Raw genomic sequence first — 22,313 nt, 5'->3', positions numbered from 1 at the left:
TGCCGACACGGTATCCTGTCGGCACTCATGGAGGTTTCATATGCAGATCTACAAGGTTGGCGGCGCCGTGCGCGACCGCTTGCTCGGCCGCCCGGTCAGCGACGTCGATTGGCTGGTGGTCGGTGCCACGGTCGAACAGATGCAGGCTCAGGGCTTTCGCCCGGTGGGCGCTGATTTCCCGGTGTTCCTTCACCCCAAAACCGGTGAGGAGTACGCCCTGGCCCGCACCGAGCGCAAGAGTGGGCGCGGTTATGGCGGGTTCACCTTCCATGCCAGTCCGGATGTGACCCTGGAAGAAGACCTGATCCGCCGCGACCTGACCATCAACGCGATGGCCGAGGACGAGCACGGCAACCTGTACGACCCCTACCACGGCAAGGTCGATCTCGATCAGCGCATTCTTCGCCATGTTTCCCCTGCGTTCGCCGAAGATCCACTGCGTGTCCTGCGCGTGGCACGTTTCGCCGCCCGTTATGCGTCGCTGGGTTTTCGCGTGGCCGATGAAACCCTGGAACTGATGCGCCAGATCGCTGGATCGGGCGAGTTGCAGGCATTGACCGCGGAGCGCAGCTGGAAGGAGATCGAGCGCGCCTTGATGGAGGAGCAGCCCCAGGTCTTCATCGAAGTGCTGCGCGCTTGCGGCGCACTCAAGGAGTTGATGCCTGAGGTCGACGCCCTGTTCGAAGGCGAGGCCGGCCAGGGCGCTCATACGCTCGCTGTGTTGCAACAAGCCGCAGAACACCAGCAGCCGCTGGCTGTGCGCTGGGCCTGCCTTCTGCTTGCACTTGGGGAGAAGCAGATCAAGGCAGTCAACCAACGTTTCAAGGCACCCCGCGAGTGCCAGGAACTGGCGATGCTGGTGGGTGAATTCCATGAGCAAGGGCACCGCGCCATGGATCTGGCCCCGGAAGTGCTGCTGGAACTGCTGCAGAAATTTGACGTATACCGACGCCCGCAACGCTTCGAGGAATTCATTGAGGCGTGCAGGATGGATGCCTTGCGCGAAGGCCAGGATTATCCACAGGCCGAGTACCTGCGAGGTGCGGCAACGGCAGCCAAGGCGGTGGATGTGAAGCCGTTGCTGGACAGTGGGTTGACGGGGCAGGCTCTGGGTGGAGCGCTCAAGGCAGCGCGGCTCAGCGCGCTACAGGCTTACAAAACCCTCTGAACTGTTCGCCGGCAAGCCGGCTCCTACCTGACCGTGTAGGAGCCGGCTTGCCGGCGAACCACTTCGGATCAGATCCGGGTCAGTTGCAAACCCCGCCATTCGAACGGCACTGGCGCCAACACCTGCTCGATGCTCGCCTCACGCCACAACTGCCCCATGGGCTTGCCCGCGCCCGGGTGCACCAGCTCCGGCGCCAACAGCGACAGTGGCCACAGCACAAAGGCGTTCTTCAGGATTTCCGCCCGAGGCAGCACAAGCCCGTTGAACGTGCCATGCAGGTCGTCGTACATCAACACATCGATATCCAGCGGCAGGCCCTTGCGGTCCGGCGCATAGCGGCCATTGTCCGCTTCGATGAACTTGAGACGACGATCGAGCTCCAGCAGCGGCAGATCGGTCTGCCCACGCACCACCAGGTTGTAGAAGGGCCCGCTCTTGATGCCCACGGCCTGGCTTTCGAACACCGCTGAACAGTGCATGTCACTGAGAATGCCCGCCAGCGCATCGAGCCCCGCGCACAAATGCCGTTCGCGGTCGATGTTACTGCCCACCCCCAGGTAAACCGTGCTCAGAGACATCCGCGCTCGATCTCCACGCCAACGCCGCCACGGGCCGCCGGTACCGCGCCCGGCTTGGTCAGCTTCAGGCGCACCCAAGGGATCTTGAACTCGTCCATCAGCACCGCCACCAGGCGCTCGGCGAAGGTCTCCACCAGTTCGAAGCGCGCCTGCTCGGCAAAGGCCTGGATACGCGCCGAAACGCTAGCGTAGTCGAGTGCCAGTGAAAGGTCGTCACCCGCGGCGGCCGGACGGTTATCCCAGGCGAAACTCAGGTCCAGGCGCAGGCACTGGCGAATATCCCGCTCCCAGTCATAGGCACCGATGACGGTATCGACTTCCAGGCCTTCGATGAACACTCTGTCCAAGCACTTCTCTCCACAGCACGACAAGGGCGACGGGCGCCGTTAGAATCAGGGCGTCCTCGCCCGGAATAGTTAGCATGTTTTGGTCACTGGCGCTGCTTGCCTACCTGCTCGGCTCTCTGTCCTTCGCCATCGTCCTGAGCCGCCTCACGGGCAGCCCGGACCCGCGTTCCAGTGGCTCGGGCAACGCCGGCGCAACCAACATGCTACGCCTGGCAGGGCGCAAGCTGGCGATCCTGACGCTGCTCGGCGACCTGTGCAAGGGCATGTTGCCCGTGCTGTTGGCACGCCTGGCTGGCCTCGACCCGCAGGAGCAGGCCTGGGTGGGCATCTGCGCGGTACTCGGTCATCTGTTCCCAGTCTACTTCCGCTTCCAGGGCGGCAAGGGCGTCGCCACGGCAGCCGGCATGCTCATGGCCCTGTACTTCCCGGCCGCGTTACTGGCCATCGGCGCCTGGCTGCTGACCTTCTACCTGACCCGCACCAGCTCGCTGGCCGCCCTGATCGCCACGCCACTCACCCTGCCATTGCTGGCCTGGCGCGAGCCCGAGGCCTTGCTGCCGATGACGGTGCTCACCCTGATGATCGTATGGCGACATCGCAGCAACCTGCGCGACCTGTTCGCCGGGCGCGAACGCCACTTCTGACGCCCGCCCCCTGACCCATCTCACACGGGTGGCAACTGTTCCATCGGCCAGCGCGCCTGCACACTGATCGCCAGGTCCTGCTGCTGACCGGCCAGCAAACGCTGGCAGCCCGCATAGGCGATCATCGCGCCATTGTCGGTACAGAAGCGCGGGCGCGCGTAATAGACGTTGCCCTTGATGCCGGCCAGCATGTCCTCGAGGGACGCGCGCAGGGCCTTGTTGGCACTTACGCCACCGGCGATGACCAGGCGCTTGAGGCCGGTCTGCTTGAGGGCGCGCTTGCACTTGATGGTCAGAGTCTCCACCACCGCCTGCTGGAACGCCAGGGACACGTCGCAACGGGTTTGCTCGTTGTCGTCCCCGACGTCGCGGCATTGCTGCCAGGTGTTCAGGGCGAACGTCTTCAGGCCACTGAAGCTGAATTGCAGGCCAGGCCTATCGGTCATCGGCCGCGGGAAAACGAAACGCCCCGGCGTACCCTGCTCGGCCAGGCGCGCGATCTCCGGGCCACCTGGGTAGTTGAGACCGATCAGCTTGGCGGTCTTGTCGAAGGCCTCGCCAGCGGCGTCATCCAGGCTCTCGCCCAGTAGCTCGTATTGGCCGATACCATCGACCCGAACCAACTGCGTATGGCCACCCGAGACCAACAAAGCGACGAACGGAAATTCCGGTGGCTGCTCCTCGAGCATCGGCGCCAGCAGATGGCCTTCCATATGGTGCACACCGATCGCTGGAATATCCCAGGCGAACGCCAGCGCCTGGGCGCAAGACGCACCCACCAGTAGTGCGCCAACCAGGCCAGGACCCGCGGTGTAGGCGATGGCGTCGATCTCGGTGGCGACGCAGCCGGCTTCTTGCAGCACCTGGCGGATCAGCGGCAACATGCGCTTGACGTGGTCGCGCGAGGCGAGCTCGGGGACTACACCGCCATAGACGCGGTGCAGGTCGATCTGGCTGAACAGCGCGTCGGCCAGCAGGCCGCGTTCACTGTCGTATAATGCGACGCCAGTTTCGTCGCAGGATGTTTCCAATCCCAGTACTAGCATGGGTCCGTGCCTTGTGGAGGCTGAATTCGAAGGCGCGCATGATAGTCCCCACACCTTGTGCCGACCAGCGGTTTTCGATCAGAGGCTTTGCATTCCTGCCAGCTAAGGGTTAACATCCGCAACCCTTGAAAACCGACGTTCTCCAGCACACCTTATGTTTTGCCAGGAGCACGTCTACCCCGGTAATGAATTAAGGTAGCCCTGGATGCCAGCCGTCAAAGTTAAAGAGAACGAACCCTTCGACGTAGCTCTGCGTCGTTTCAAGCGCTCCTGCGAAAAAGCCGGTGTACTGGCTGAAGTTCGTAGCCGCGAGTTTTACGAGAAGCCGACTGCCGAGCGTAAGCGCAAAGCTGCTGCCGCTGTTAAGCGTCACGCCAAGAAGGTTCAGCGCGAACAGCGCCGCGCCGTTCGTCTGTACTAATACAGGCGTTCTACGCAAAGCTTCTGCCCCGCCCGGCCTCGTGCCGGGCTGATGGCAGCGGTCGCTTCAAACCCTTGGCCATGCGCCTTGGGCGCCCCGGCACAAGCCATGGGCAACCTGCCTCAACACGTCAGAACTGGTCTTTGGCCAGGCGTGCACGTCCTCTCTGACGAGCCCTTTCCGGGCTGGTGACGAGCACAACACCTCTTCCTGCGACACCCCACGCCAAACCCGCGCACAAGCGTTTAGACTTGCCAGTTGCCAGATGACGAGACTGCCATGGCCGGGCTGATTCCCCAGAGCTTCATCGATGACCTTCTCAACCGCACCGACATCGTCGATGTGGTGAGTTCGCGCGTCCAGCTGAAGAAGACTGGCAAAAACCTCTCCGCCTGCTGCCCGTTCCACAAGGAAAAGAGCCCCTCCTTCACCGTCAGCCCCGATAAGCAGTTCTACTACTGCTTCGGCTGTGGCGCCGGCGGTAACGCGCTTGGCTTTGTCATGGACCACGACAACCTGGATTTCCCCCAGGCGGTCGAGGAACTGGCGCGCGCAGCGGGCATGGAGGTACCGCGCGAGGAAGGCCGCCGCGGGCAGAAGCCGCGCCAGCCGACCGATTCGCCGCTGTACCCGCTGCTCGAGGCAGCCGCAGAGTTCTACCGCCAGGCCCTGCGCAACCACCCCACCCGCAAGGCGGCAGTGGAGTACCTGAAGGGTCGCGGCTTGTCCGGCGAGATCGCCCGCGACTTCGGCCTGGGCTTCGCTCCTCCGGGCTGGGACAACCTGCTCAAGCACCTAGGCGCCGACACGCTTCAACAGAAAGTGATGATCGACGCTGGCTTGCTGATCGAGAACGCAGAAAGCGGCAAACGCTATGACCGCTTCCGCGACCGAGTGATGTTCCCCATCCGCGACAGCCGCGGCCGGGTCATCGCCTTCGGCGGCCGGGTGCTGGGCGACGACAAGCCCAAGTACCTGAACTCACCGGAAACCCCGGTATTCCACAAAGGCCAGGAACTATACGGCCTGTACGAAGCACGCAAGCACAACCGCAACCTCGACGAGATCATCGTGGTCGAGGGCTACATGGACGTGATCGCCCTCGCCCAGCAGGGCTTGCGCAACGCCGTGGCCACGCTCGGCACAGCCACCAGCGAGGAACACCTCAAGCGCCTGTTCCGCGTTGTGCCCAGCGTGCTGTTCTGCTTCGATGGCGACCAAGCCGGCCGCAAGGCCGCCTGGCGTGCCCTGGAGTCGACCCTGTCGAGCCTGCAGGACGGTCGCCGCGCGCGCTTCCTGTTCCTGCCCGAGGGCGAAGACCCGGACAGCCTGGTCCGCGCAGAAGGCACCGACGCCTTCCAGGCTCGCATCAACCAGCATGCCCAGTCGTTGGCAGACTATTTCTTCGAGCAGTTGAGCAACGAGGCAGATCCCCGCTCGCTGGAAGGCAAGGCGCACATGGCCACATTGGCCACGCCACTGATCGAGCAGGTGCCGGGCGCGAACCTGCGCCAGTTGATGCGCAACCGCCTGAAGGAAATTACCGGGCTCGATCCGCAGCAGATGGAACAACTGGCCCAGAGCGCGCCCGCTCCCAGCGTGCCGGATTATGATCCCGGCTACGACTACGACGCCATGGCCAGCTATACGCCGGACTTTGGCGACCAGCACCAGCCCGACTACGCTCCGGCGCAGCAGGAGCAACGCCCCTGGACACCAAACAAGGGCGGCGGCAAGAAACAGTGGGATGGCAAGCCGTGGGACAAGAAAGGCGGCAAGCCTTGGCAGCGCGATGGCCAGCGCGAAGCGCCACCCCGGGTGCCGGCGCCGGTGGAGCCACCAACCTTGTCCGCTCTGCGCACCCTGCTGCATCACCCGTTGCTGGCCGGCAAGGTCGAGGACGCCGGCCACTTCGCCGACGAGAAGCAACTGTACAGCCAACTGCTGGTGGCCCTGATCGAAGCCGCGCAGAAGAATCCTAAGCTAAGCTCTATGCAGTTGATCGCACGCTGGCACGGGACCGAGCAAGGCCGCCTACTGCGGGCCCTGGCGGAAAAGGAATGGTTGATCGATGCCGACAACCTTGAACAACAGTTTTTCGACACTATAACTAGCTTGTCCGCTCGCCAGCGCGAGCGCAGCCTGGAACATTTGATCAGCAAGTCACGTCTAACAGGCTTGGACGAGGACGAAACTTCGAAGCTTCGCGACTTGCTCCGCCGCAATGTTCCCGCACAAAACCCGACCTCATCTGGCGCGTGAGGTCCATGCTCGGGTATAATCCTCGGCTTGTTTTTTGCCCGCCAAGACCTTCAGTGGATAGGGTGTTATGTCCGGAAAAGCGCAACAGCAGTCTCGTATCAAAGAGTTGATCACCCGCGGTCGTGAGCAGGGCTACCTGACTTACGCGGAGGTCAACGACCACCTGCCAGAGGATATTTCAGATCCGGAGCAGGTGGAAGACATCATCCGCATGATCAACGACATGGGGATCAACGTATTCGAGAGTGCTCCGGATGCGGATGCCCTGTTGTTGGCGGAAGCCGACACCGACGAAGCCGCAGCCGAAGAGGCCGCCGCCGCGTTGGCGGCCGTTGAGACCGATATCGGCCGCACGACCGACCCGGTGCGCATGTACATGCGTGAAATGGGTACCGTCGAGCTGCTGACCCGCGAAGGCGAGATCGAAATCGCCAAGCGCATCGAGGAAGGCATCCGTGAAGTCATGGGCGCCATCGCTCACTTCCCGGGCACCGTCGACTACATCATCAGCGAATACGACCGCGTCACCGCCGAAGGCGGCCGTCTGTCCGACGTCCTCAGCGGTTACATCGACCCTGACGACAATATCGCCGCGCCGACCGAAGAAGTACCGATCCCAGGTGCCAAGGCCGCCGCCGCGAAGGAAGAAGAAGACGACGACGACGAAAACGCCGAAAGCAGTGATGACGAGGAAGAGGCCGAAAGCGGTCCGGACCCAGTCGTTGCCGCACAGCGTTTTGGTGCCGTCAACGATCAGCTGGTCATCACCCTCAAGGTGCTGAAGAAGCACGGCCGCACTCACGCCGAAAGCATTAGCGCCATGCAGGCCCTCGCTGACCTGTTCATGCCGATCAAGTTGGTGCCAAAGCAGTTCGACGCACTGGTTGAGCGCGTGCGCAGCGCCCTCGACCGCCTGCGCCAGCAAGAGCGCGCCATCATGCAGCTGTGCGTGCGTGACGCCCGCATGCCGCGCGCCGACTTCCTGCGCCTGTTCCCGAGCAACGAGACTGACCAGACCTGGTCCGGCGACCTGGCCAAGCGCAACACCAAATGGGCTGCCGCCCTGGGTGAGAAAGACGCCGCGATCGTCGCCTGCCAGCAAAAGCTGATCGACCTCGAGACCGAAACCGGCCTGACTGTCGCCGAAATCAAGGAAATCAACCGTCGCATGTCCATCGGCGAGGCCAAGGCCCGCCGCGCCAAGAAGGAAATGGTCGAGGCGAACCTGCGTCTGGTGATCTCCATTGCGAAGAAGTACACCAACCGCGGCCTGCAGTTCCTCGACCTGATCCAGGAAGGCAACATCGGCCTGATGAAGGCGGTGGACAAGTTCGAATACCGTCGCGGCTACAAGTTCTCGACCTACGCCACCTGGTGGATCCGCCAGGCGATCACCCGCTCGATCGCCGACCAGGCGCGCACCATCCGTATTCCGGTGCACATGATTGAGACGATCAACAAGCTCAACCGAATTTCCCGCCAGATGCTGCAGGAAATGGGCCGTGAACCGACCCCGGAAGAGCTTGGCGAACGCATGGAGATGCCTGAGGACAAGATCCGCAAGGTATTGAAGATCGCCAAGGAGCCGATCTCCATGGAAACGCCGATCGGTGACGACGAAGACTCGCACCTGGGCGATTTCATCGAGGACTCCACCATGCAGTCCCCGATCGACGTGGCCACGGTCGAAAGCCTCAAGGAAGCGACCCGCGACGTGCTCTCGGGCCTGACCGCGCGCGAAGCCAAGGTGCTGCGCATGCGTTTTGGCATCGACATGAACACCGACCACACGCTTGAAGAAGTCGGCAAGCAGTTCGACGTGACCCGCGAGCGGATCCGTCAGATCGAAGCCAAGGCGCTGCGCAAGCTGCGCCACCCGACGCGAAGCGAGCATCTGCGCTCCTTCCTCGACGAGTAAAGACGAACCCCGGCCCAGGCCGGGGTTTTTCTTATGTGACAAATGGTCGTGAACGGCGCCACGCCGCTGGCCAGATGCCCGTCTACACTCGAGTCAGACCCCCTGATCGAGAGGCCGCTATGCCCTTGATGCCGGCCCTTCTGTTGCTGCTCCTGCTCGCTTGGAACACAACGGCCGGCGCGCTCACCCTGACTGACGAGGAACAAGCCTGGCTCAGCGCTCACCCGCAGCTGCGCCTGGGCGTCGACGCTTCATGGCCGCCATTCGAATTTCGCGACCAGGAAGGCCGCTACCAGGGATTGGCCGCCGATTACATCGCCTTGATCCAGGACCGTCTTGGCATCAAGCTCAAGCCCATCGAGCCCAGCAGCTGGACCGAGGTGCTTGCGCAGGCCCGCACGGGCCGCATCGACCTGTTGCCAGGGATCATGTCCACCCCGGAACGCCAGGCCTACCTGGCATTCACCCGTCCCTACCTGGACTTCCCGATCGTCATTCTCGCCCACAAGGGCGGCGCTCAACCGCGCAACCTGGAAGATCTCTATGGCTTGAAGATCGCCGTGGTGGAGAACTACGCCCCCCATGAATTGCTGCGTACCCACCATCCGGACCTGAACCTGGTCGCCATGCCCAACGTCAGTTCCACACTCCAGGCCCTGGCCACGGATGCAGTGGACGCGGTGGTCGGCGACCTCGCCTCGAGCATCTGGAGCCTGCGCCAGCTCAAGCTCGACGGCCTCTACGTCAGTGGCGAGACGCCTTACCGCTATCAGTTGGCCATGGCCGCACCACAAGAACAGAAGATTTTCATCGGTATCCTCGACAAGGTCATGGCCGACATGAGCAGCAGCGAGGTCAGCCATATCCAGCAACGCTGGGTGGGCAATGTCATCGACCAGCGCACGTTCTGGCACGACATGCTGCTCTACGGCCTGCCGGGCGTCCTGTTGCTGGTGGCTATCCTCGCCGTGGTGATCCGCATCAACCGCCGGCTCAGCTCGGAGATCTCCCGGCGCATCGCCCTGGAGCAGGAACTGCGCAGTAGCGAGTACCACTACCGCGGCCTGGTCGAGAGCCTGTCGGCGATTGCCTGGGAGGCCGACGCCAATGACTTCACCTACAGCTACGTCTCGCCCCATGCCGAGGACCTGCTCGGCTACCCTCTGGGCGAATGGCTCCAGCCCGGGTTCTGGCGCAGCATCCTGCACCCGGAGGACGCGCTCTGGGCCCAGGCCTACTGCGACAGCGAAACCGCGGCCGGGCGCGATCACAGCCTCGACTATCGGGTGATCCGCGCCGATGGCCATTCCCTGTGGGTGCGCAACATCGTCAGCATGATCGAGCATGGCCACAAACCCCTGATGCGCGGCCTGATGATCGACATCAGCGAAACCAAGCACACCGAGGATGCCCTGCGCCTGTCGGAACAGAAGTTCGCCTCGGTGTTCCAGCAGTGCCCCGACATCCTGCTCATTGCACGCCACAGTGACGGCTGCCTGATGGAGGTCAACGAAGCGTTCGAGGAGCAGATCGGCCTGGGCCCCGCACAAGTACTAGGCCGCACGGCCACCGAGCTTGGCCTGTGGGGCGTGGCCGGCACCGGTCCACTTCTGCTCGAACGCCTGCACCAGGGCGGTATCCGCAACCTGGAAATGACCTTCCGGCGCAGTAACGGCCAATTGTTCACCGGCCTTGTCTCCGCCGAGACCTTCGAGCTGGACGGCACCAAAGCCCTGGTGGTGGCGGTACGCGACATCAACCAGCTCAAGGAAACCCAGCAGCAGCTGCAAATATCCGAAGAAAAGTTTGCCAAGGCGTTCCACGCCTCGCCTGACGGGCTGCTGCTGTCACGCCAGAAGGATGGCCTGCTGCTGGAGGTCAACGAAGGCTTCTGCCGCCTGACCGGCTACGACATCAGCACGACCGTCGACCAGACATCCCTCGACCTGGGCATCTGGGTCGACCTCAACGAGCGCCAGCGCCTGGTCGAACAGCTCAACCGCGATGGATTCGTGCGCGATTTCAGCTGCCATATCCGCCGCAGCGACGGGCAGATCCGCCTGTGCGAACTGTCTGCCCGCCCCCTGCCGATCGGCGGTGTCGACTGCATGCTGACCATTGCCCGCGACATCACCGAACGCCACCTGATGCAGGAAAAACTGCAACTGGCCGCCACCGTGTTCGAGAACACCGCCGAAGGCGTATTGATCACCGACACCGACCAACGCATCAGCGCGGTAAACCGCGCCTTCAGCGAGATCACCGGCTACAGCGAGATCGAAGCCCTTGGCCAGACCCCGCGCCTGCTCGCCTCCGGCCAGCATGACAGCGCCTTCTACGCCGCCATGTGGCACCAGCTGACCGCCGAGGGCCACTGGCAAGGCGAGATCTACAACAAACGCAAGAACGGCGAGCTCTACCCCGGCTGGCTGACCATCAGCGCCGTGCGCAACAGCGAGCGCGAAACCACGCACTTTGTGGCCGTGTTCGCCGATATCTCCAGCCTCAAGCATGCCCAGGCCAAGCTCGACTACCAGGCCCACCACGACCCGCTGACCGGCTTGCCCAATCGCGCACTTTTTGAAAACCGCCTGCAGTCAGCCCTCACCTGCGCGCAGGTCTCCAACCGCCAGGGCGCCGTGCTGTTCCTCGACCTGGACCGCTTCAAGCACATCAACGACAGCCTCGGCCATCCGGTTGGCGACCTGCTGCTCAAAGGCATCGCCCAGCGCCTGAAGGAACAGGTGCGCGATGTCGACACTGTGGCCCGCCTGGGCGGCGACGAGTTCATTATCCTCCTGCCCGGCCTGCACAAGCCCAGCGACGCCAGCGCCATCGCCAACAAGCTGCTGGCCTGTTTCCACGCCCCGTTCCAGGCCGGTGAACACGAGTTCTTCACCAGCGCCAGCATCGGCATCAGTCTTTATCCACAGGACGGCAGCGACGTCGCCACGCTGATCCGCAACGCTGACGCCGCCATGTACCGCTCCAAGGCCAAGGGCCGCAACCGTGTCGAGACCTACACCCGCGACCTTACCGCCCAGGCCAGCGAACGCATCGCCCTCGAGCACGAACTGCGTCGCGCGATCGAACGCAACGAACTGAGCATGTGCTACCAGCCCAAGTTCAGCCTCAAGACCCAGAGCCTGGTCGGCGCCGAAGCCCTGATCCGCTGGACCCACCCCACCTTCGGCGAGGTGCCGCCCGAGCAGTTCATCCACCTCGCCGAAGAAAACGGCACCATTCTCCAGCTGGGGGACTGGGTGCTGGAGCAGGCCTGCCGGCAGATGCACGCCTGGAAAAAAACCTACCAGGCCTTCGGCCCGCTTTCGATCAACCTCGCCGGCGCGCAGTTACGCCAGCCCAGCCTGGCCAAGCGCATCGAACAACTGCTCAAGAGCTACCAGCTCAAGGCGGGTGACCTGCAACTGGAGATCACCGAGAACTTCATCATGAGCCAGGCCGAGGAAGCCCTGAGCGTGCTGCACCAGCTCAAGCACCTGGGCGTACAGCTGGCCATCGACGATTTCGGCACCGGCTATTCTTCGCTCAGTTACCTCAAACGCCTGCCGCTGGACATTCTCAAGATCGACCAGTCGTTCATCCGCGGCCTGCCGGACGACCCCCACGACGCCGCCATCGCCCGCGCCATCATCGCCTTGGGGCGCAGCATGCAACTGACGATCATCGCCGAGGGGGTGGAGAACCAGGCCCAGCAACGCTTCCTTGCCGCCGAGGGTTGCGAGCAGATCCAGGGCTACATCGTCAGCCTGCCCCTGCCACCCGCGGAATTCGCCGCTACCTTTCTTCGTATAGCACTATCAGATCTTTCGGATGGCACGGTATCGAAACCCTCGTTATAATCCGGCCTTCCTGCTGAGGGCCTATAGCTCAGTTGGTTAGAGCAGAGGACTCATAATCCTTTGGTCCACGGTTCGAGTCCGTGTGGGCCCACCAACCTTGAAGCCGCGTATTACGCGGCTTTGTCGTATCTGGACCCTATGAATTTCCACGCTGTTCACTCTTCACAAGCTGTGGAAGTGTCCACAATGTGTCCACGCGCACCCGCCAAGGGGTTGAGATTGACCACGTCGGCCAGGTGACCCGGGCTGAAGTGGGCATACTTCTGGGTCATGGCCAATGTGGCGTGGCCTAACACTCGCTGCAGGGTCAGTATGTCCCCGCCGTTGCGCATGTAGTGGCTCGCGAAGGTGTGGCGCAGAACGTGCGTTAGCTGGCCATCAGGTAGATCGAGCTGCAGCTGGTCCACCACCTTCCGAAAGATGTTGTATCCAGGACGGAATGGCAGTGCCGCCTGCAGGCGTTTTTCGAAATCGGCAGTGATCGGAACCGACCTGTTCTTGCTCGACTTGGTCTTGAGGTACTGGATAAGGCCATTTCGCACCTGGCGCGGCAGCAGCACTTCAGCCTCGCCCCAGCGCGCCCCAGTGGCTAAGCAAACCTCGGCAATCAAGCCAGCATCGGAGTCTTCTGCAGACAGCGCATCGAGCAGAGGCAGGATTTCGTCGGCCTCAAGGTAAGCCATCTCCGCCTCGTCAAACTTGAGCTTGCGCACCGTCGCCAGCGGGTTTTCCCCAACCCACTCCCCCAGCCTGGCCAGCTCGTTGAACACAGCACGCAGGTAGGCCAGTTCATGGTTCAGCATGTTCGCGCTGATGGGCTTGCCCTTCCCCTCGGCTTTGCTGAACCCACGACCAGGTGTAGCCCTGGTGTGCTTTCCTTCGGCCCGCTCGGCACGGTAGGTGGCAAAGTGTGAGGAACTGAAGCTGTGGGCCTTGGGGTCTCCCATCCGCTCGGCCATGGCCAGGAGCAGCTGCAGACGCTCATCGCCCGTCTTCAGATTCTGGCCATGCAACTTGTGCCAAAGCTTCACCAGCTCGGAGAGCGTCCGATCGTCTCGCTTCGAAGGAGCTTCGAACTCCCCGCGTGACCCATCCCCCATCACCCGCCGCTCCAGGTGCGTCGCTTCGTTCTTCGACTTGACCCGTTTACGGAAACGCGGGCCGTCCCTCCCCTCTGGGCGACAGTCGACCAGCCACACACCTGACTCCAGTTTTTTGATAGCCATGGCCTACACCGGGCTCACCTGGCCGATCTCGACCGCCGTCCTGCCAGTGGTCATCCATAGCGCGTACTTGGTGAAGCGTTCGTGGTTGGCCACGACCAGGAACGGTGCCAGTGCCACCTCCGTGATCCCCGCTTCGTACTTCTTCCAGGTGCTTAAGCTGAAGCCCAGCAACTGACAGAACTCACCCTGCGTTAGCCCTTCCCTAGACCGAATCGCCTTCATTTTCGCCGGCATATCCATGTGCTGCTCCTCTCTTGACAGGTTCCAGAATTGGAACCATCATGGTTCCAGATCGGGAACTTTGATCCCCAATATTCGCGAGAGGTTAGCAGAATGCAGATAGTTATCGACACGCCCTATGTCACCGTGGGCGAGTACGCCAAGCGCTCGGGACAGTCGGATTCCGCAGTACGCCGTGAGATCGAGCTGGGCCGTTACATCATTCGTCCAAAGGCCGAGGGCTCGAAGTCGGCGGTTCTGATCAACCTGGTGCACCTGGCCATGGAAGCTGCCGACCAAGCAGAGCGCGTTCGCAAAGCTGGTAAGCGTTAAGGGTTCCGAAATGACTGCACGTATGACTCCAGAGCATTTCGACCGCATCTATCTCGAAGACGTTATCCCCGCCATCGAGCACGATCCGGAATTGGGCTTCCAGGCCAAGGACGAGACGAAGGAATACCTGAACAAGGGTGTGTGCCCGAGTTGCGGTAAACGCTCTGTGTTCGTCAAGAAAGAGAAGCCGTATCAGCTCAAGTGCAACAGGCTGAACAACTGCGGGTATGAGGAACGGACACGCGATCGCTACCAGCACCTGTTCGAGAACCTCAGCGAACGCTTCCCATCGACGCCGGACAACCCCACCGCCACGGCCGATGCCTACCTGAGCCGTGCTCGTGGGTTCGACATTAGCAAAATGAAGGATTGGTACACCCAGGGCCGCCGACAAATGAAACCGTCCGGCGTATGGGCAGACACCGTCCGTTTCCCGCTCTGCGACGGCTACTGGGAGCGCATCATTGATGCGCGGGCCATTGCTGGCAATGAGGACCAGAAGGCGGGCATTAAGTCTGGCATGCGCTACACGAACGCCGGCTGGGTGCCACCAGGCCAGACGATCGAGAAGCACGACCGGGTTTACATCGTTGAAGGGATCTTCCATGCGATCGCGCTCCACCTAGCCGGTTTCAAGGCAATCGCCGCTATCAGTTGCGTGAACTTTCCCTGGGACATTGTCGAGGCCAACGATGGCAAGCTCGTTACCTGGGTGATCGCCCTGGACGATGACAAGGCGGGGCGAACCTACATCCGCAAGCACCTCAAGGAGCTGCGTTCGAGGAAGGAAATCGGCTGGGTCGCGCTGGCAGGAAAACTCGACTGGGACGATGTCTACCGAGACGGCAAGCTCGACCAGGTCTTCATCGAGGATGCGTGCTACCGCGGTCGTCTGTTCACCGCTGAAAGCGCGCGCAAGCTCGCTTACCTGGTGTACCTGCGCAAGCCTGCTGGCTTCTACCTGGTCGAGTTCAACAACCAGTTGTTCTCTGTTCGAGTTAACCAGGCCGAGCTGACCAAAGCCCTGGACGATCAGAAATTGGAGGGCAACCGCGATATCTTCTACGGCGCGTCGCGGGTGGAACAGGTATCCAACTGCGTGCCGGATCTCGACTATCTGGAGAAGGATGTCATCACCGGCGAGCAGCGCTACCACTTCAGTTTTGCCTTCCCTGACCAAACCCGCAATTGCCAGGCGGCCCTGTCCTCTGGATCGATCGCAGATCCTCGTGGCTTCGTAAAGGGCATGCTGGACTTCACGCCTGGCGGCAACTTCGAAGGCGGCACCCGGGAACTGGCCTGGCTCAAGGCCAAGTGGCTGAACGACGAGTATCGCCCAGTACGGACCGTGCGCAGCCTCCCCTTCTTGGGGTACGACGAAGACACCGGCACGTACTGCTTTCCCGACTTCGGGTTTCAGGGCGGTCGCGAGCTGCAGGTGAACAACCACGGCTTCATCGAGGTAAAGGGCCGGGGGATCAAGACTGCACTGGCCACCGTCAAGTTCGAACGCGGCGAGGAGTTCGACCCGTCCTGGTTCCGTGACTTCCTGGACGTTACCGGGATGAATGGGCTCAGTGCACTGGCCTGGTGGACCGCCTCCTTGTTCGTGCAGCAGATCGCCAGCCAGCAGGCGTCGTTCGGCTTCCTGGAACTGAGCGGCGAACCTGGCTCTGGCAAATCGATGCTGCTGCGCTTTCTCTGGCGCCTGCTGGGGCGGGAGAACACCGAGGGCATCAAACCAAGCGGATCGGGAGCGAGTGCCGTGGGTCTGCTCCGTTCATTCGCAGAAGTCAGCAACCTGCCGCTGGTATTGATTGAGTCCGATCGGACCTATATCGACGCCCAGGGCCGCACCGTAACGATCCAGTTCACCTGGGACGACGTGAAACCGATGTTCGACTATCACGCTCAGTTGCGTGTAACAGGCGCAAAGACGACCGGTAACGAGAAACGGGTAGACCTTTGGCGCGGGGCGCTGGCCATAGCTCAGAACGCGAGCGTCACCGGTGACGAGGCGACACTGTCGCGGATCGTGCACTTCCACTTCACAAAGGACGGCCACAGCCTGGCGCTCAAGCCAAAAGCCGATCGCCTCAAGGCGATGCGGGCGACACAGCTCGGCGGCTACCTGCGCCGCTGCTTGTCCAACGAAAAGGTCTGGCTAGATCGGTACTTCGAAGCCTTCCCGCGTTACGAACGCAAGCTGATGGAGAACCCGGCCATTAGTGAAATGCGGATCTACCAGTCCCATGCCCAGGTGCTGGCAGCGGCTTACGCCACACAAATGTTCTTCCCCGATTGGAGCAGCCACGACCTGGCCCAGCTTGCAGCCCATATCGAGTCCCGCGCTATCGATCGGCAACAACGGTGTAAGTCAGAAGATCCAACTGCCGCGAAGTTCTGGCAGATCTACCACTACCTCAACGAGGACGTGGTGACGACCATCGACGGCGACGGCGAGCGTGAGGAAACCCGGGAGACGCTGAACCACAGCATCGACAAAGGCCTGATCGCCATCAACATCGAGCACTTCCAGCAGCGTTGCAAGATGGCAGGCCAGGAAGTCATTCCCGATGTTCAGCTGCGCCGCGCCCTTTACAGCAGCACCACGCACAAGTTCATCGAGATCCGCAAAGCGCGTTCCCGCATCGAGAAGCGCTCCCTGAACCTCTGGTTCTTCAGCAAACGTTGAGGGGCTTGAAACGTACGGGGTCAACCTGGGCTGGGGGTGATCCGTGGGGGATGGGGTATTTGTGCGAAGTCCCCTGTTCTATCCGGAATATCCAGAACATTTAGTAAATAGATAAAGAAATATCAATAAATACAGGTAGTTGGGAGTGGCCAACGTGTTCCGGTAGCACCAGAACTTACCGGAACAGGCCAGAACAAATTCCGTTCCGCCATGTTCCGACAATGTTCCGGCCAGGACTTTAACCGGAACATGGCTGCAGCCCAGTAACGACGGGGCCTACAGCGCTTTTCGAGAAACCACCTGTTCTGGAATGTTCTGGTACTACCGGAACAACGGAATGCAGCGCTAGGCCCCGTAGTTCAAGGGGTCTAGAAATTGGCCTTATCAATGTTCCGGATGTTCCGGACGTAAGGCGGGACCACACAAACTCTTTTCAACAGCAACGCAAGGAGAAACAACGATGCACGCAGACCAACCAAGGGGGACAGTTCAATGAGTAAAGGACTACACACAATTGCCACGGCGCTGGCTGCCGCCAAAGCCCACCAAGCGCAGGTGCCAGCTATCCGCGTCGCAGGCACCCAAGCGCTCAATCGTTTGGTACCGATTGCATTGCGTGACAGCGGCCAGAGCCGCGTCCTGGGCCGCTTCCTGCTGGGGGTCTACAACGGCGAGGACTTCCCCTTTGAACTCAGCGCTCTGCGCGGCCTGGACCTGCCGCTGTTCGAAGACTGCTTGAAGGTGCTGATGATGGACTACACCCCCGACCTGGAGGTGCACGAACGCATCCAGGGCGGTAGCCAGATTTGGCAGCAACTGATGGAGCGCTGGGCGCCGGAGGTCGTCGGGGAATGATCGTCCGCTACCTGGTCAACGGTGCCCCCTGCGCACTACCGCTGCCCTCGGTCTACCTGGAGAAAGCCCGAGCGGAGGACCTGGCGGAGCTGGTAGCCAGCGACTACTGGCGTCAACGCCAGGAAGAAGTGCCAGCCGACCGAAGCCTGGTCCACCTGGTCGACGTGGACGGCACCGATCTTGGGATTTTCGAAGTACGGAGCGAGCTGCGGGCCGTGTTCACAGCCACCGCACTTTTCACAGAACAGAACCAACCCAGAAGGAAATGAACATGCTGATTCTGACCCGCCGTATCGGCGAAACCATCCGCATCGATGACGACATTGAAGTCACGGTACTGGCCGTCAAGGGCAACCAGGTGCGCATTGGCGTCACCGCGCCTGACACCGTCGATGTGCACCGCCAGGAGGTATACGAGCGCATCCACGGCATCGGCGCGAGATTCGATCCAGCCCTGCAGGGCTAGGTCGGAAATGAACGGTGCCTAGGAGCAGCAACTCCAGGCACCAGCCACTACGAGAAGGAGAAACACCCTTGAAAGCATCCACCCCAAGCAGCAGCGGTTCGAAGGCTACCACAACGCCGCGCCACCTGCAGGCGACCGCTGTTGTCGGCGGCGCCTTGATTGGCTTCCTGGTCATGAAGACCCGCGAAGCCCGGAGCCAGCTGGAAAGAGTGACCGACGCGGCATGCCTGCAAGGCGACCTGTCCGTCCAGGACGCCGCCCTGGTTCACCAACTACTGGCTGCAACGCCACGTCCCACTCAGATCTGAAGGAGCAAGCAACGATGACGATTACATTTACCAACTCCCGCACCGCTGACAAATTCGTAATCCGTCTGCCAGACGGCATGCGGGAGCGCCTTGCCGGGGTGGCCCGTGCCCGCCTGCGCAGCATGAATTCAGAGATCGTGGCGCGCCTCGCCAAGTCGATCGACGCTGAAGACACCGAGAACCAGACGGGTTCGATCACCATCTATCTACCTGACGCGGTCACGACCGAGATTGCCGACCTGGCCCGGACCAATGAGCGGTCGGTGAACGGCGAGATTACCTACAGGCTCAAGCGCTCCGCCGTGACCGACCAGCTCAACGATGAACAGGCGCGCATGATCGGCATCCTGCAGCGGCGGATCGAGGAGCTGGAATCGCAGGTGCAGTTAAAGGGGGCCGCATGATGCTGATCGACGGCAACCTGGTGGCGGTGACGGATATTGAGGTGGACGAAGCGCGGCGACAGCTGGCCCTGCCGGGTGACTTCTTTCTGATGCAAGCCACCCAGCGCCTCTACCACGATCCTGGTGATGGCACCGTGATGATCCCACTGCCCTCCGACATGCTAGTGGTCAACTTTGAGAACGATGTAGGCGACCGAAGGTTCGGAGTCGTGAGAATCAACTCACTAAAGTACAAGTTAGAGGGATACCTAAAGGATATCTAAAGGATATCTAAATGGGCGCTTCGGCGCCCATTTTTTTCAATTCCATGCAAAGATATCCACAGTTATCTATAGATATAAATTGATATCCACAGGCCGCCCTATCAAGAAACCAAATCCCACAATTTCCGTGGAATTTCAATACCTTTAAAATACTTGACGACCACAACTTTGGATCACAAAATATTAGCCATGTGCCATCATGCAAAACGGAGTTACGCCATGACACACCCAGCGCCCTGCCTTACTGAGCTGGCCGACGACATCGAAAGCCACGGCAACATGCTGGCCTTGCTCACCGACGTTCATACTTCTGAACTTTCACCACGGGGTAGGGTTGGGCTTATTCAGTTGTCGTCGGATTTGATGAGGGACTTCACAGACATTGAAACTCGCTTCAAAAGCTACCGCGCATCGTTGACCCCGAGCTGCTGAAAGATCTCCTGCTGCCGGGTTCTGCTCATGCTGCTGAGGCGGTCAAGCACCAGGCGATCCATCATCTGCTCGGAAGGTCGCAACGTGTGGGAGAACGTCAGGTGTGAAACAAAACGGTGACCACAATTCTGACAGTCGCAATAGAGGGAAACGAACTCCTTAGAGATATCGTTCCTGGAAGAGATCCGGCACTTCCCGCCGCACTCCCTGCAATAAACTCGCATACACCACCCCGGTTCCTGATTGGGCACTATTCTGCCACAAACTAGTGCCCATCGCCTCTAAGCCTATGGGTTCATTGCGTTACCGGCGCAGGATCTCGCCAACTTATACGACGATCCTCACGCAATAGATCATTCACCTGGTTGAACAGCTGGCAGATCGGTCTGATTTCATTGTTGGTGTATACACGGTCGATCTTCTCGATATCACCAAACCCGCCAGAGTTTTCTGGAATGATGCCAGCCAACGCCGGGTTCATCCGCCAGGCCGCGATAATGTCGTTCCTGGTGATGTTCTTCACCTTCTCCAGCTCGTCCCGCGCTTGGAAGTCTCCCACGGGGATTATCTTGATCGCGTTTTCTTGCCCCCCCGGAATATTGACGAACATTGACCGGAAGTTACCTACCCCCTTACTCGCGCTGATCTGCGCCTGCAGGTTGTCTTCGTCCTCCTCGGACAGGTTGGGGTCGTTGGTATAGAAGATGTAGCCCGCGTGAGCACCGTTGCTGTAGTAGCGCCGGCGGAACAGGGTCGCCGCCTCGTTGAGCAGCAGCGCCTGGAGCCCGCCCAGGTAGTCCGGTACTCCGTAAATGTTCTGCTCTACGTCGTAGTCCTTGATGTGGATGATCTCGTCCTGGTCGAATTCCTCTTCCTTGCTGTGCGGCAACAGCATAACGAAGCCGCCATCCACCTTTACCCGCATGTTGAGCGCCGGTAGGTGCTCCAGCTCCAGGGCCTGGTCCGCGAAGTTGAAGTGCACCAGGAAGAAGGCTTCTCCGAACACCATGTAGTCCATCGCCGCGCAGCCCATGGTGTGAGTGCTGCAGCCCGCCGAGGGGATGAACTCACGCAGCAGCAGGTTGCGCTTGAACTTGGGGATGGCGCCGTGGTGCGCGTTGGCACGCAGCAGCCTTGCCAGGCCAGCCCGCGACACCGGCGGCTTGTACAAGCGCCCGTCGTCGGTGGGGAACACGCCCAGGTACTCGCCCATGTTGGCGGTAAGCACCTGTTCCGGCTCGCCGAACGTGAACACCCTGGTTCGCTGTGCCGCGCTCTGCTGGGTGGGCCGGGTTTTTCTGCGTCGATTGGGCATGGGTTGTGCTCATCAGGTAGCGGCTACGGCGCCGCTTGTTGGTGTTCAAGGGTTCGTTGTGCAGGGCGTGCATCACCGCCCAAGCGATGTCGGCGTGGCCGGTGGCGTCGGTCCGGGAGGCGCTGAATGTGATCTGCCCGCCGCCAGTGGTGCCGCGCTTGATGGTCAGGAAGGCCTGGGCAATGTCGGTCCAACCGGCGTCCCACTCGATCCGCGCCGCACGAACCACGTCCTGAGCCTTGAGGACCAGCGTGGTTTTCGTCTCCAGGCTGTAGTGAATTTGCGTGGCCCGTGGGTAGAAGTCGTGCACCAGGTCGAACACACCGATGCCCACCCCGGTGGTGTCGATGCCGATGTGCTGGACGTTGAAACGTTCGGTCAGCAACTTGACCTGGTTGGCCTGGTAGGTGAACGACTGGCCCCGCCAGCTGTGCTTCTCCAGGATCCTGAATTTGCCGCCCTGCTCCGCCGGCGGCGCCACCACCACACAGGTCGCATCGTCTCGGGTTCGGCTTGGGTCGTAGCCCAGCCACACAGGGGCATCGCCAAACGGTCGGGCTTCGTTGGGCTTGTAGTCCTCCCATAGACCGAGGTCGGAGTAGCAGCGCTCCAGGTCGGCCAGCGCAAACGCCGACTGCGTGCTATCGATGAACTTGCACATGAACAGCTGCTGGAAGCGCTCTTCGTCGTTCTCCAGACGCAGCCGATCGATATCGAACAGGTTGCAGCCGCCGGCGATGGCGTCTTCCAGAGTGATGACCTTGCGCCATTGACCATCCGGGCAGAGCGTACCGGCGTGGATCTCGGCATCGCTGGGCCAGGCGCCGGCTTTCTTGGCCCGCTTGTCGTTACGGAAGGTCTCGCCCGTCCAGAACGGATAGGCCTCATGGGTGACTGCGCTGGGGGTCGAGAAATACGTCTGCCGCCACTTCGCATGGGAGGCCATGCCGCTGGCTACTGTCTGGATCTTGTCGAAGCGCGGAATCCAGAAGATTTCGTCCACGTACAGGTGCCCGTGGTAACTCTGCGCGGTGTTGGCGTTGGTGGACAGGAAGCGCAGTTCCGCCCAGGGCTTGCCGTCCTTGCTGAGCTTGATCGGGTTGCCGGTCAGATCGATGTCGAACCACTTGCTGGCAAACTCCACGATGTAGCTGCGGAACACTTCGGACTGGGCACGGCTGGCGGACAGGAAGATCTGGTTGTCCCCCGTCAGCACGGCGTCCATGAAGGCCTCGGCGGCGAAGTAGTAGGTTAGGCCGATCTGCCGCGACTTGAGGATGTTGCGGATTCGCGCCGTCAGCGGGTTCTTCTTGGCCTCGAACAGCTCCAGCTGGTAGTTGAACATCCTGGAAGTGAACTTATCCAGGAAGTCCACTTCGGTCAGCTGGCTGATGTCGTTCTTCAGTACCTTTTCCCGCTTCTTACCGCCGCGCTCGCGGCGCTCCTGGCGTGGCTCCTGAGTGGAGTCCTGGCGCCGGCTCGGGGCAGCACTGTCCGCCGAAGCAGGTGGCCGACTCGACTGCTTCAGCAACTTATCGCGGACCGATGCC

General features: G+C 61.3%; 22 protein-coding genes and 1 tRNA gene. 15 read left to right on the top strand and 8 right to left on the bottom strand.

Features of this window, described 5'->3' with window-relative positions; genetic code table 11:
- Positions 1–40 precede the first annotated feature (40 nt).
- On the top strand, positions 41–1,168 hold the full coding sequence (locus NGM28_RS22445) for a multifunctional CCA addition/repair protein (RefSeq protein ID WP_252091526.1): 1,128 nt from the start codon (positions 41–43) through the stop codon (positions 1,166–1,168).
- A gap of 68 nt (positions 1,169–1,236) precedes the next feature.
- Here the strand turns inward: NGM28_RS22445 and folK are convergent, their stop codons facing one another.
- Together folK and folB are read right to left on the bottom strand one after the other, a co-directional pair.
- On the bottom strand, positions 1,237–1,746 hold the full coding sequence (gene folK / locus NGM28_RS22440) for a 2-amino-4-hydroxy-6-hydroxymethyldihydropteridine diphosphokinase (RefSeq protein ID WP_240063900.1): 510 nt from the start codon (positions 1,744–1,746) through the stop codon (positions 1,237–1,239).
- Positions 1,737–2,093: a dihydroneopterin aldolase gene (gene folB / locus NGM28_RS22435; RefSeq protein ID WP_011531830.1), complete on the bottom strand. Its 357-nt coding sequence runs from the start codon at positions 2,091–2,093 to the stop codon at positions 1,737–1,739. The genes folK and folB overlap by 10 nt, the downstream gene beginning before the upstream one ends.
- A 74-nt stretch (positions 2,094–2,167) precedes the next feature.
- On the opposite strand from folB, the gene plsY reads away from it, so the two are divergent.
- Positions 2,168–2,737 carry a glycerol-3-phosphate 1-O-acyltransferase PlsY gene (gene plsY, locus NGM28_RS22430; RefSeq protein WP_240063901.1) on the top strand — a complete coding sequence of 190 codons (570 nt, stop codon included), beginning with the start codon at positions 2,168–2,170 and terminating at the stop codon, positions 2,735–2,737.
- Between the two features lie 20 nt (positions 2,738–2,757).
- On the opposite strand, the gene tsaD is transcribed toward plsY, so the two are convergent.
- Positions 2,758–3,783: a tRNA (adenosine(37)-N6)-threonylcarbamoyltransferase complex transferase subunit TsaD gene (gene tsaD, locus NGM28_RS22425; RefSeq protein WP_252091523.1), complete on the bottom strand. Its 1,026-nt coding sequence runs from the start codon at positions 3,781–3,783 to the stop codon at positions 2,758–2,760.
- Between the two features lie 205 nt (positions 3,784–3,988).
- Between tsaD and rpsU the strand changes: the two genes are divergently transcribed.
- The 5 genes from rpsU to NGM28_RS22400 all read left to right on the top strand — a co-directional run bounded on the left by rpsU (position 3,989) and on the right by NGM28_RS22400 (position 12,341).
- Positions 3,989–4,204 carry a 30S ribosomal protein S21 gene (rpsU, locus tag NGM28_RS22420; protein ID WP_003255575.1) on the top strand — a complete coding sequence of 72 codons (216 nt, stop codon included), beginning with the start codon at positions 3,989–3,991 and terminating at the stop codon, positions 4,202–4,204.
- Positions 4,205–4,483: 279 nt separating this feature from the next.
- Entirely contained in the window at positions 4,484–6,466 is a 1,983-nt protein-coding gene (gene dnaG, locus NGM28_RS22415) for a DNA primase (RefSeq protein ID WP_240063903.1), read from the top strand.
- A 67-nt stretch (positions 6,467–6,533) separates the two neighbouring features.
- Positions 6,534–8,384: an RNA polymerase sigma factor RpoD gene (gene rpoD, locus NGM28_RS22410; protein WP_252091521.1), complete on the top strand. Its 1,851-nt coding sequence runs from the start codon at positions 6,534–6,536 to the stop codon at positions 8,382–8,384.
- Between the two features lie 119 nt (positions 8,385–8,503).
- Entirely contained in the window at positions 8,504–12,247 is a 3,744-nt protein-coding gene (locus NGM28_RS22405; RefSeq protein ID WP_252091519.1) for a bifunctional diguanylate cyclase/phosphodiesterase, read from the top strand.
- 17 nt (positions 12,248–12,264) lie between these two features.
- Positions 12,265–12,341: transfer RNA gene (locus tag NGM28_RS22400), tRNA-Ile, on the top strand.
- Positions 12,342–12,402: 61 nt separating this feature from the next.
- Here the strand turns inward: NGM28_RS22400 and NGM28_RS22395 are convergent.
- Together NGM28_RS22395 and NGM28_RS22390 are read right to left on the bottom strand one after the other, a co-directional pair.
- On the bottom strand, positions 12,403–13,473 hold the full coding sequence (locus NGM28_RS22395; protein ID WP_252091517.1) for a phage integrase: 1,071 nt from the start codon (positions 13,471–13,473) through the stop codon (positions 12,403–12,405).
- Between the two features lie 3 nt (positions 13,474–13,476).
- Positions 13,477–13,695 carry a helix-turn-helix domain-containing protein gene (locus NGM28_RS22390; protein ID WP_252091516.1) on the bottom strand — a complete coding sequence of 73 codons (219 nt, stop codon included), beginning with the start codon at positions 13,693–13,695 and terminating at the stop codon, positions 13,477–13,479.
- A gap of 111 nt (positions 13,696–13,806) precedes the next feature.
- Here NGM28_RS22390 and NGM28_RS22385 point away from each other — a divergent pair, with 111 nt between their 5' ends.
- The 8 genes from NGM28_RS22385 (at position 13,807) to NGM28_RS22350 (ending at position 19,016) form a co-directional block, all read left to right on the top strand.
- Positions 13,807–14,025 (top strand): hypothetical protein, encoded by a 219-nt coding sequence (locus NGM28_RS22385; protein ID WP_252091514.1) that lies wholly within the window; start codon positions 13,807–13,809, stop codon positions 14,023–14,025.
- Between the two features lie 10 nt (positions 14,026–14,035).
- On the top strand, positions 14,036–16,720 hold the full coding sequence (locus NGM28_RS22380) for a toprim domain-containing protein (RefSeq protein ID WP_252091511.1): 2,685 nt from the start codon (positions 14,036–14,038) through the stop codon (positions 16,718–16,720).
- Positions 16,721–17,212: 492 nt separating this feature from the next.
- The gene (locus NGM28_RS22375; RefSeq protein ID WP_252091509.1) at positions 17,213–17,575 is read left to right on the top strand and encodes a DUF7673 family protein; all 363 of its coding nucleotides are present in this window, start codon (positions 17,213–17,215) and stop codon (positions 17,573–17,575) included.
- Positions 17,572–17,844, top strand: coding sequence for a hypothetical protein (locus tag NGM28_RS22370; protein ID WP_252091507.1), 273 nt, complete (start codon positions 17,572–17,574; stop codon positions 17,842–17,844). The genes NGM28_RS22375 and NGM28_RS22370 overlap by 4 nt, the downstream gene beginning before the upstream one ends.
- A 2-nt stretch (positions 17,845–17,846) precedes the next feature.
- On the top strand, positions 17,847–18,041 hold the full coding sequence (csrA, locus tag NGM28_RS22365; protein WP_252091505.1) for a carbon storage regulator CsrA: 195 nt from the start codon (positions 17,847–17,849) through the stop codon (positions 18,039–18,041).
- A gap of 68 nt (positions 18,042–18,109) precedes the next feature.
- Complete coding sequence (locus tag NGM28_RS22360; protein ID WP_252091503.1) at positions 18,110–18,349, top strand: hypothetical protein; 240 nt, start codon at positions 18,110–18,112, stop codon at positions 18,347–18,349.
- Positions 18,350–18,363: 14 nt separating this feature from the next.
- Positions 18,364–18,753 carry an Arc family DNA-binding protein gene (locus NGM28_RS29050; RefSeq protein ID WP_286089068.1) on the top strand — a complete coding sequence of 130 codons (390 nt, stop codon included), beginning with the start codon at positions 18,364–18,366 and terminating at the stop codon, positions 18,751–18,753.
- On the top strand, positions 18,750–19,016 hold the full coding sequence (locus NGM28_RS22350; protein ID WP_252091501.1) for a hypothetical protein: 267 nt from the start codon (positions 18,750–18,752) through the stop codon (positions 19,014–19,016). The genes NGM28_RS29050 and NGM28_RS22350 overlap by 4 nt, the downstream gene beginning before the upstream one ends.
- 401 nt (positions 19,017–19,417) lie before the next feature.
- Here NGM28_RS22350 and NGM28_RS22345 read toward each other — a convergent pair whose 3' ends face one another.
- The 3 genes from NGM28_RS22345 to NGM28_RS22335 form a co-directional block, all read right to left on the bottom strand.
- Positions 19,418–19,672, bottom strand: coding sequence for an ogr/Delta-like zinc finger family protein (locus tag NGM28_RS22345; RefSeq protein ID WP_252091499.1), 255 nt, complete (start codon positions 19,670–19,672; stop codon positions 19,418–19,420).
- 71 nt (positions 19,673–19,743) lie between these two features.
- Positions 19,744–20,604 (bottom strand): phage portal protein, encoded by an 861-nt coding sequence (locus NGM28_RS22340; RefSeq protein WP_252088560.1) that lies wholly within the window; start codon positions 20,602–20,604, stop codon positions 19,744–19,746.
- The coding region (locus NGM28_RS22335) for a terminase large subunit domain-containing protein (RefSeq protein WP_252091497.1) at positions 20,516–22,313 on the bottom strand (1,798 nt) is incomplete at its 5' end. The genes NGM28_RS22335 and NGM28_RS22340, both read right to left, overlap by 89 nt.

It is taken from the genome of Pseudomonas sp. MWU13-3659 (genome assembly GCF_023757525.1).
Classification (GTDB): domain Bacteria; phylum Pseudomonadota; class Gammaproteobacteria; order Pseudomonadales; family Pseudomonadaceae; genus Aquipseudomonas; species Aquipseudomonas entomophila_E.
Note: the sequence above shows the minus strand (reverse complement) of the source record. Positions and strands in the feature narration are given on the sequence as shown.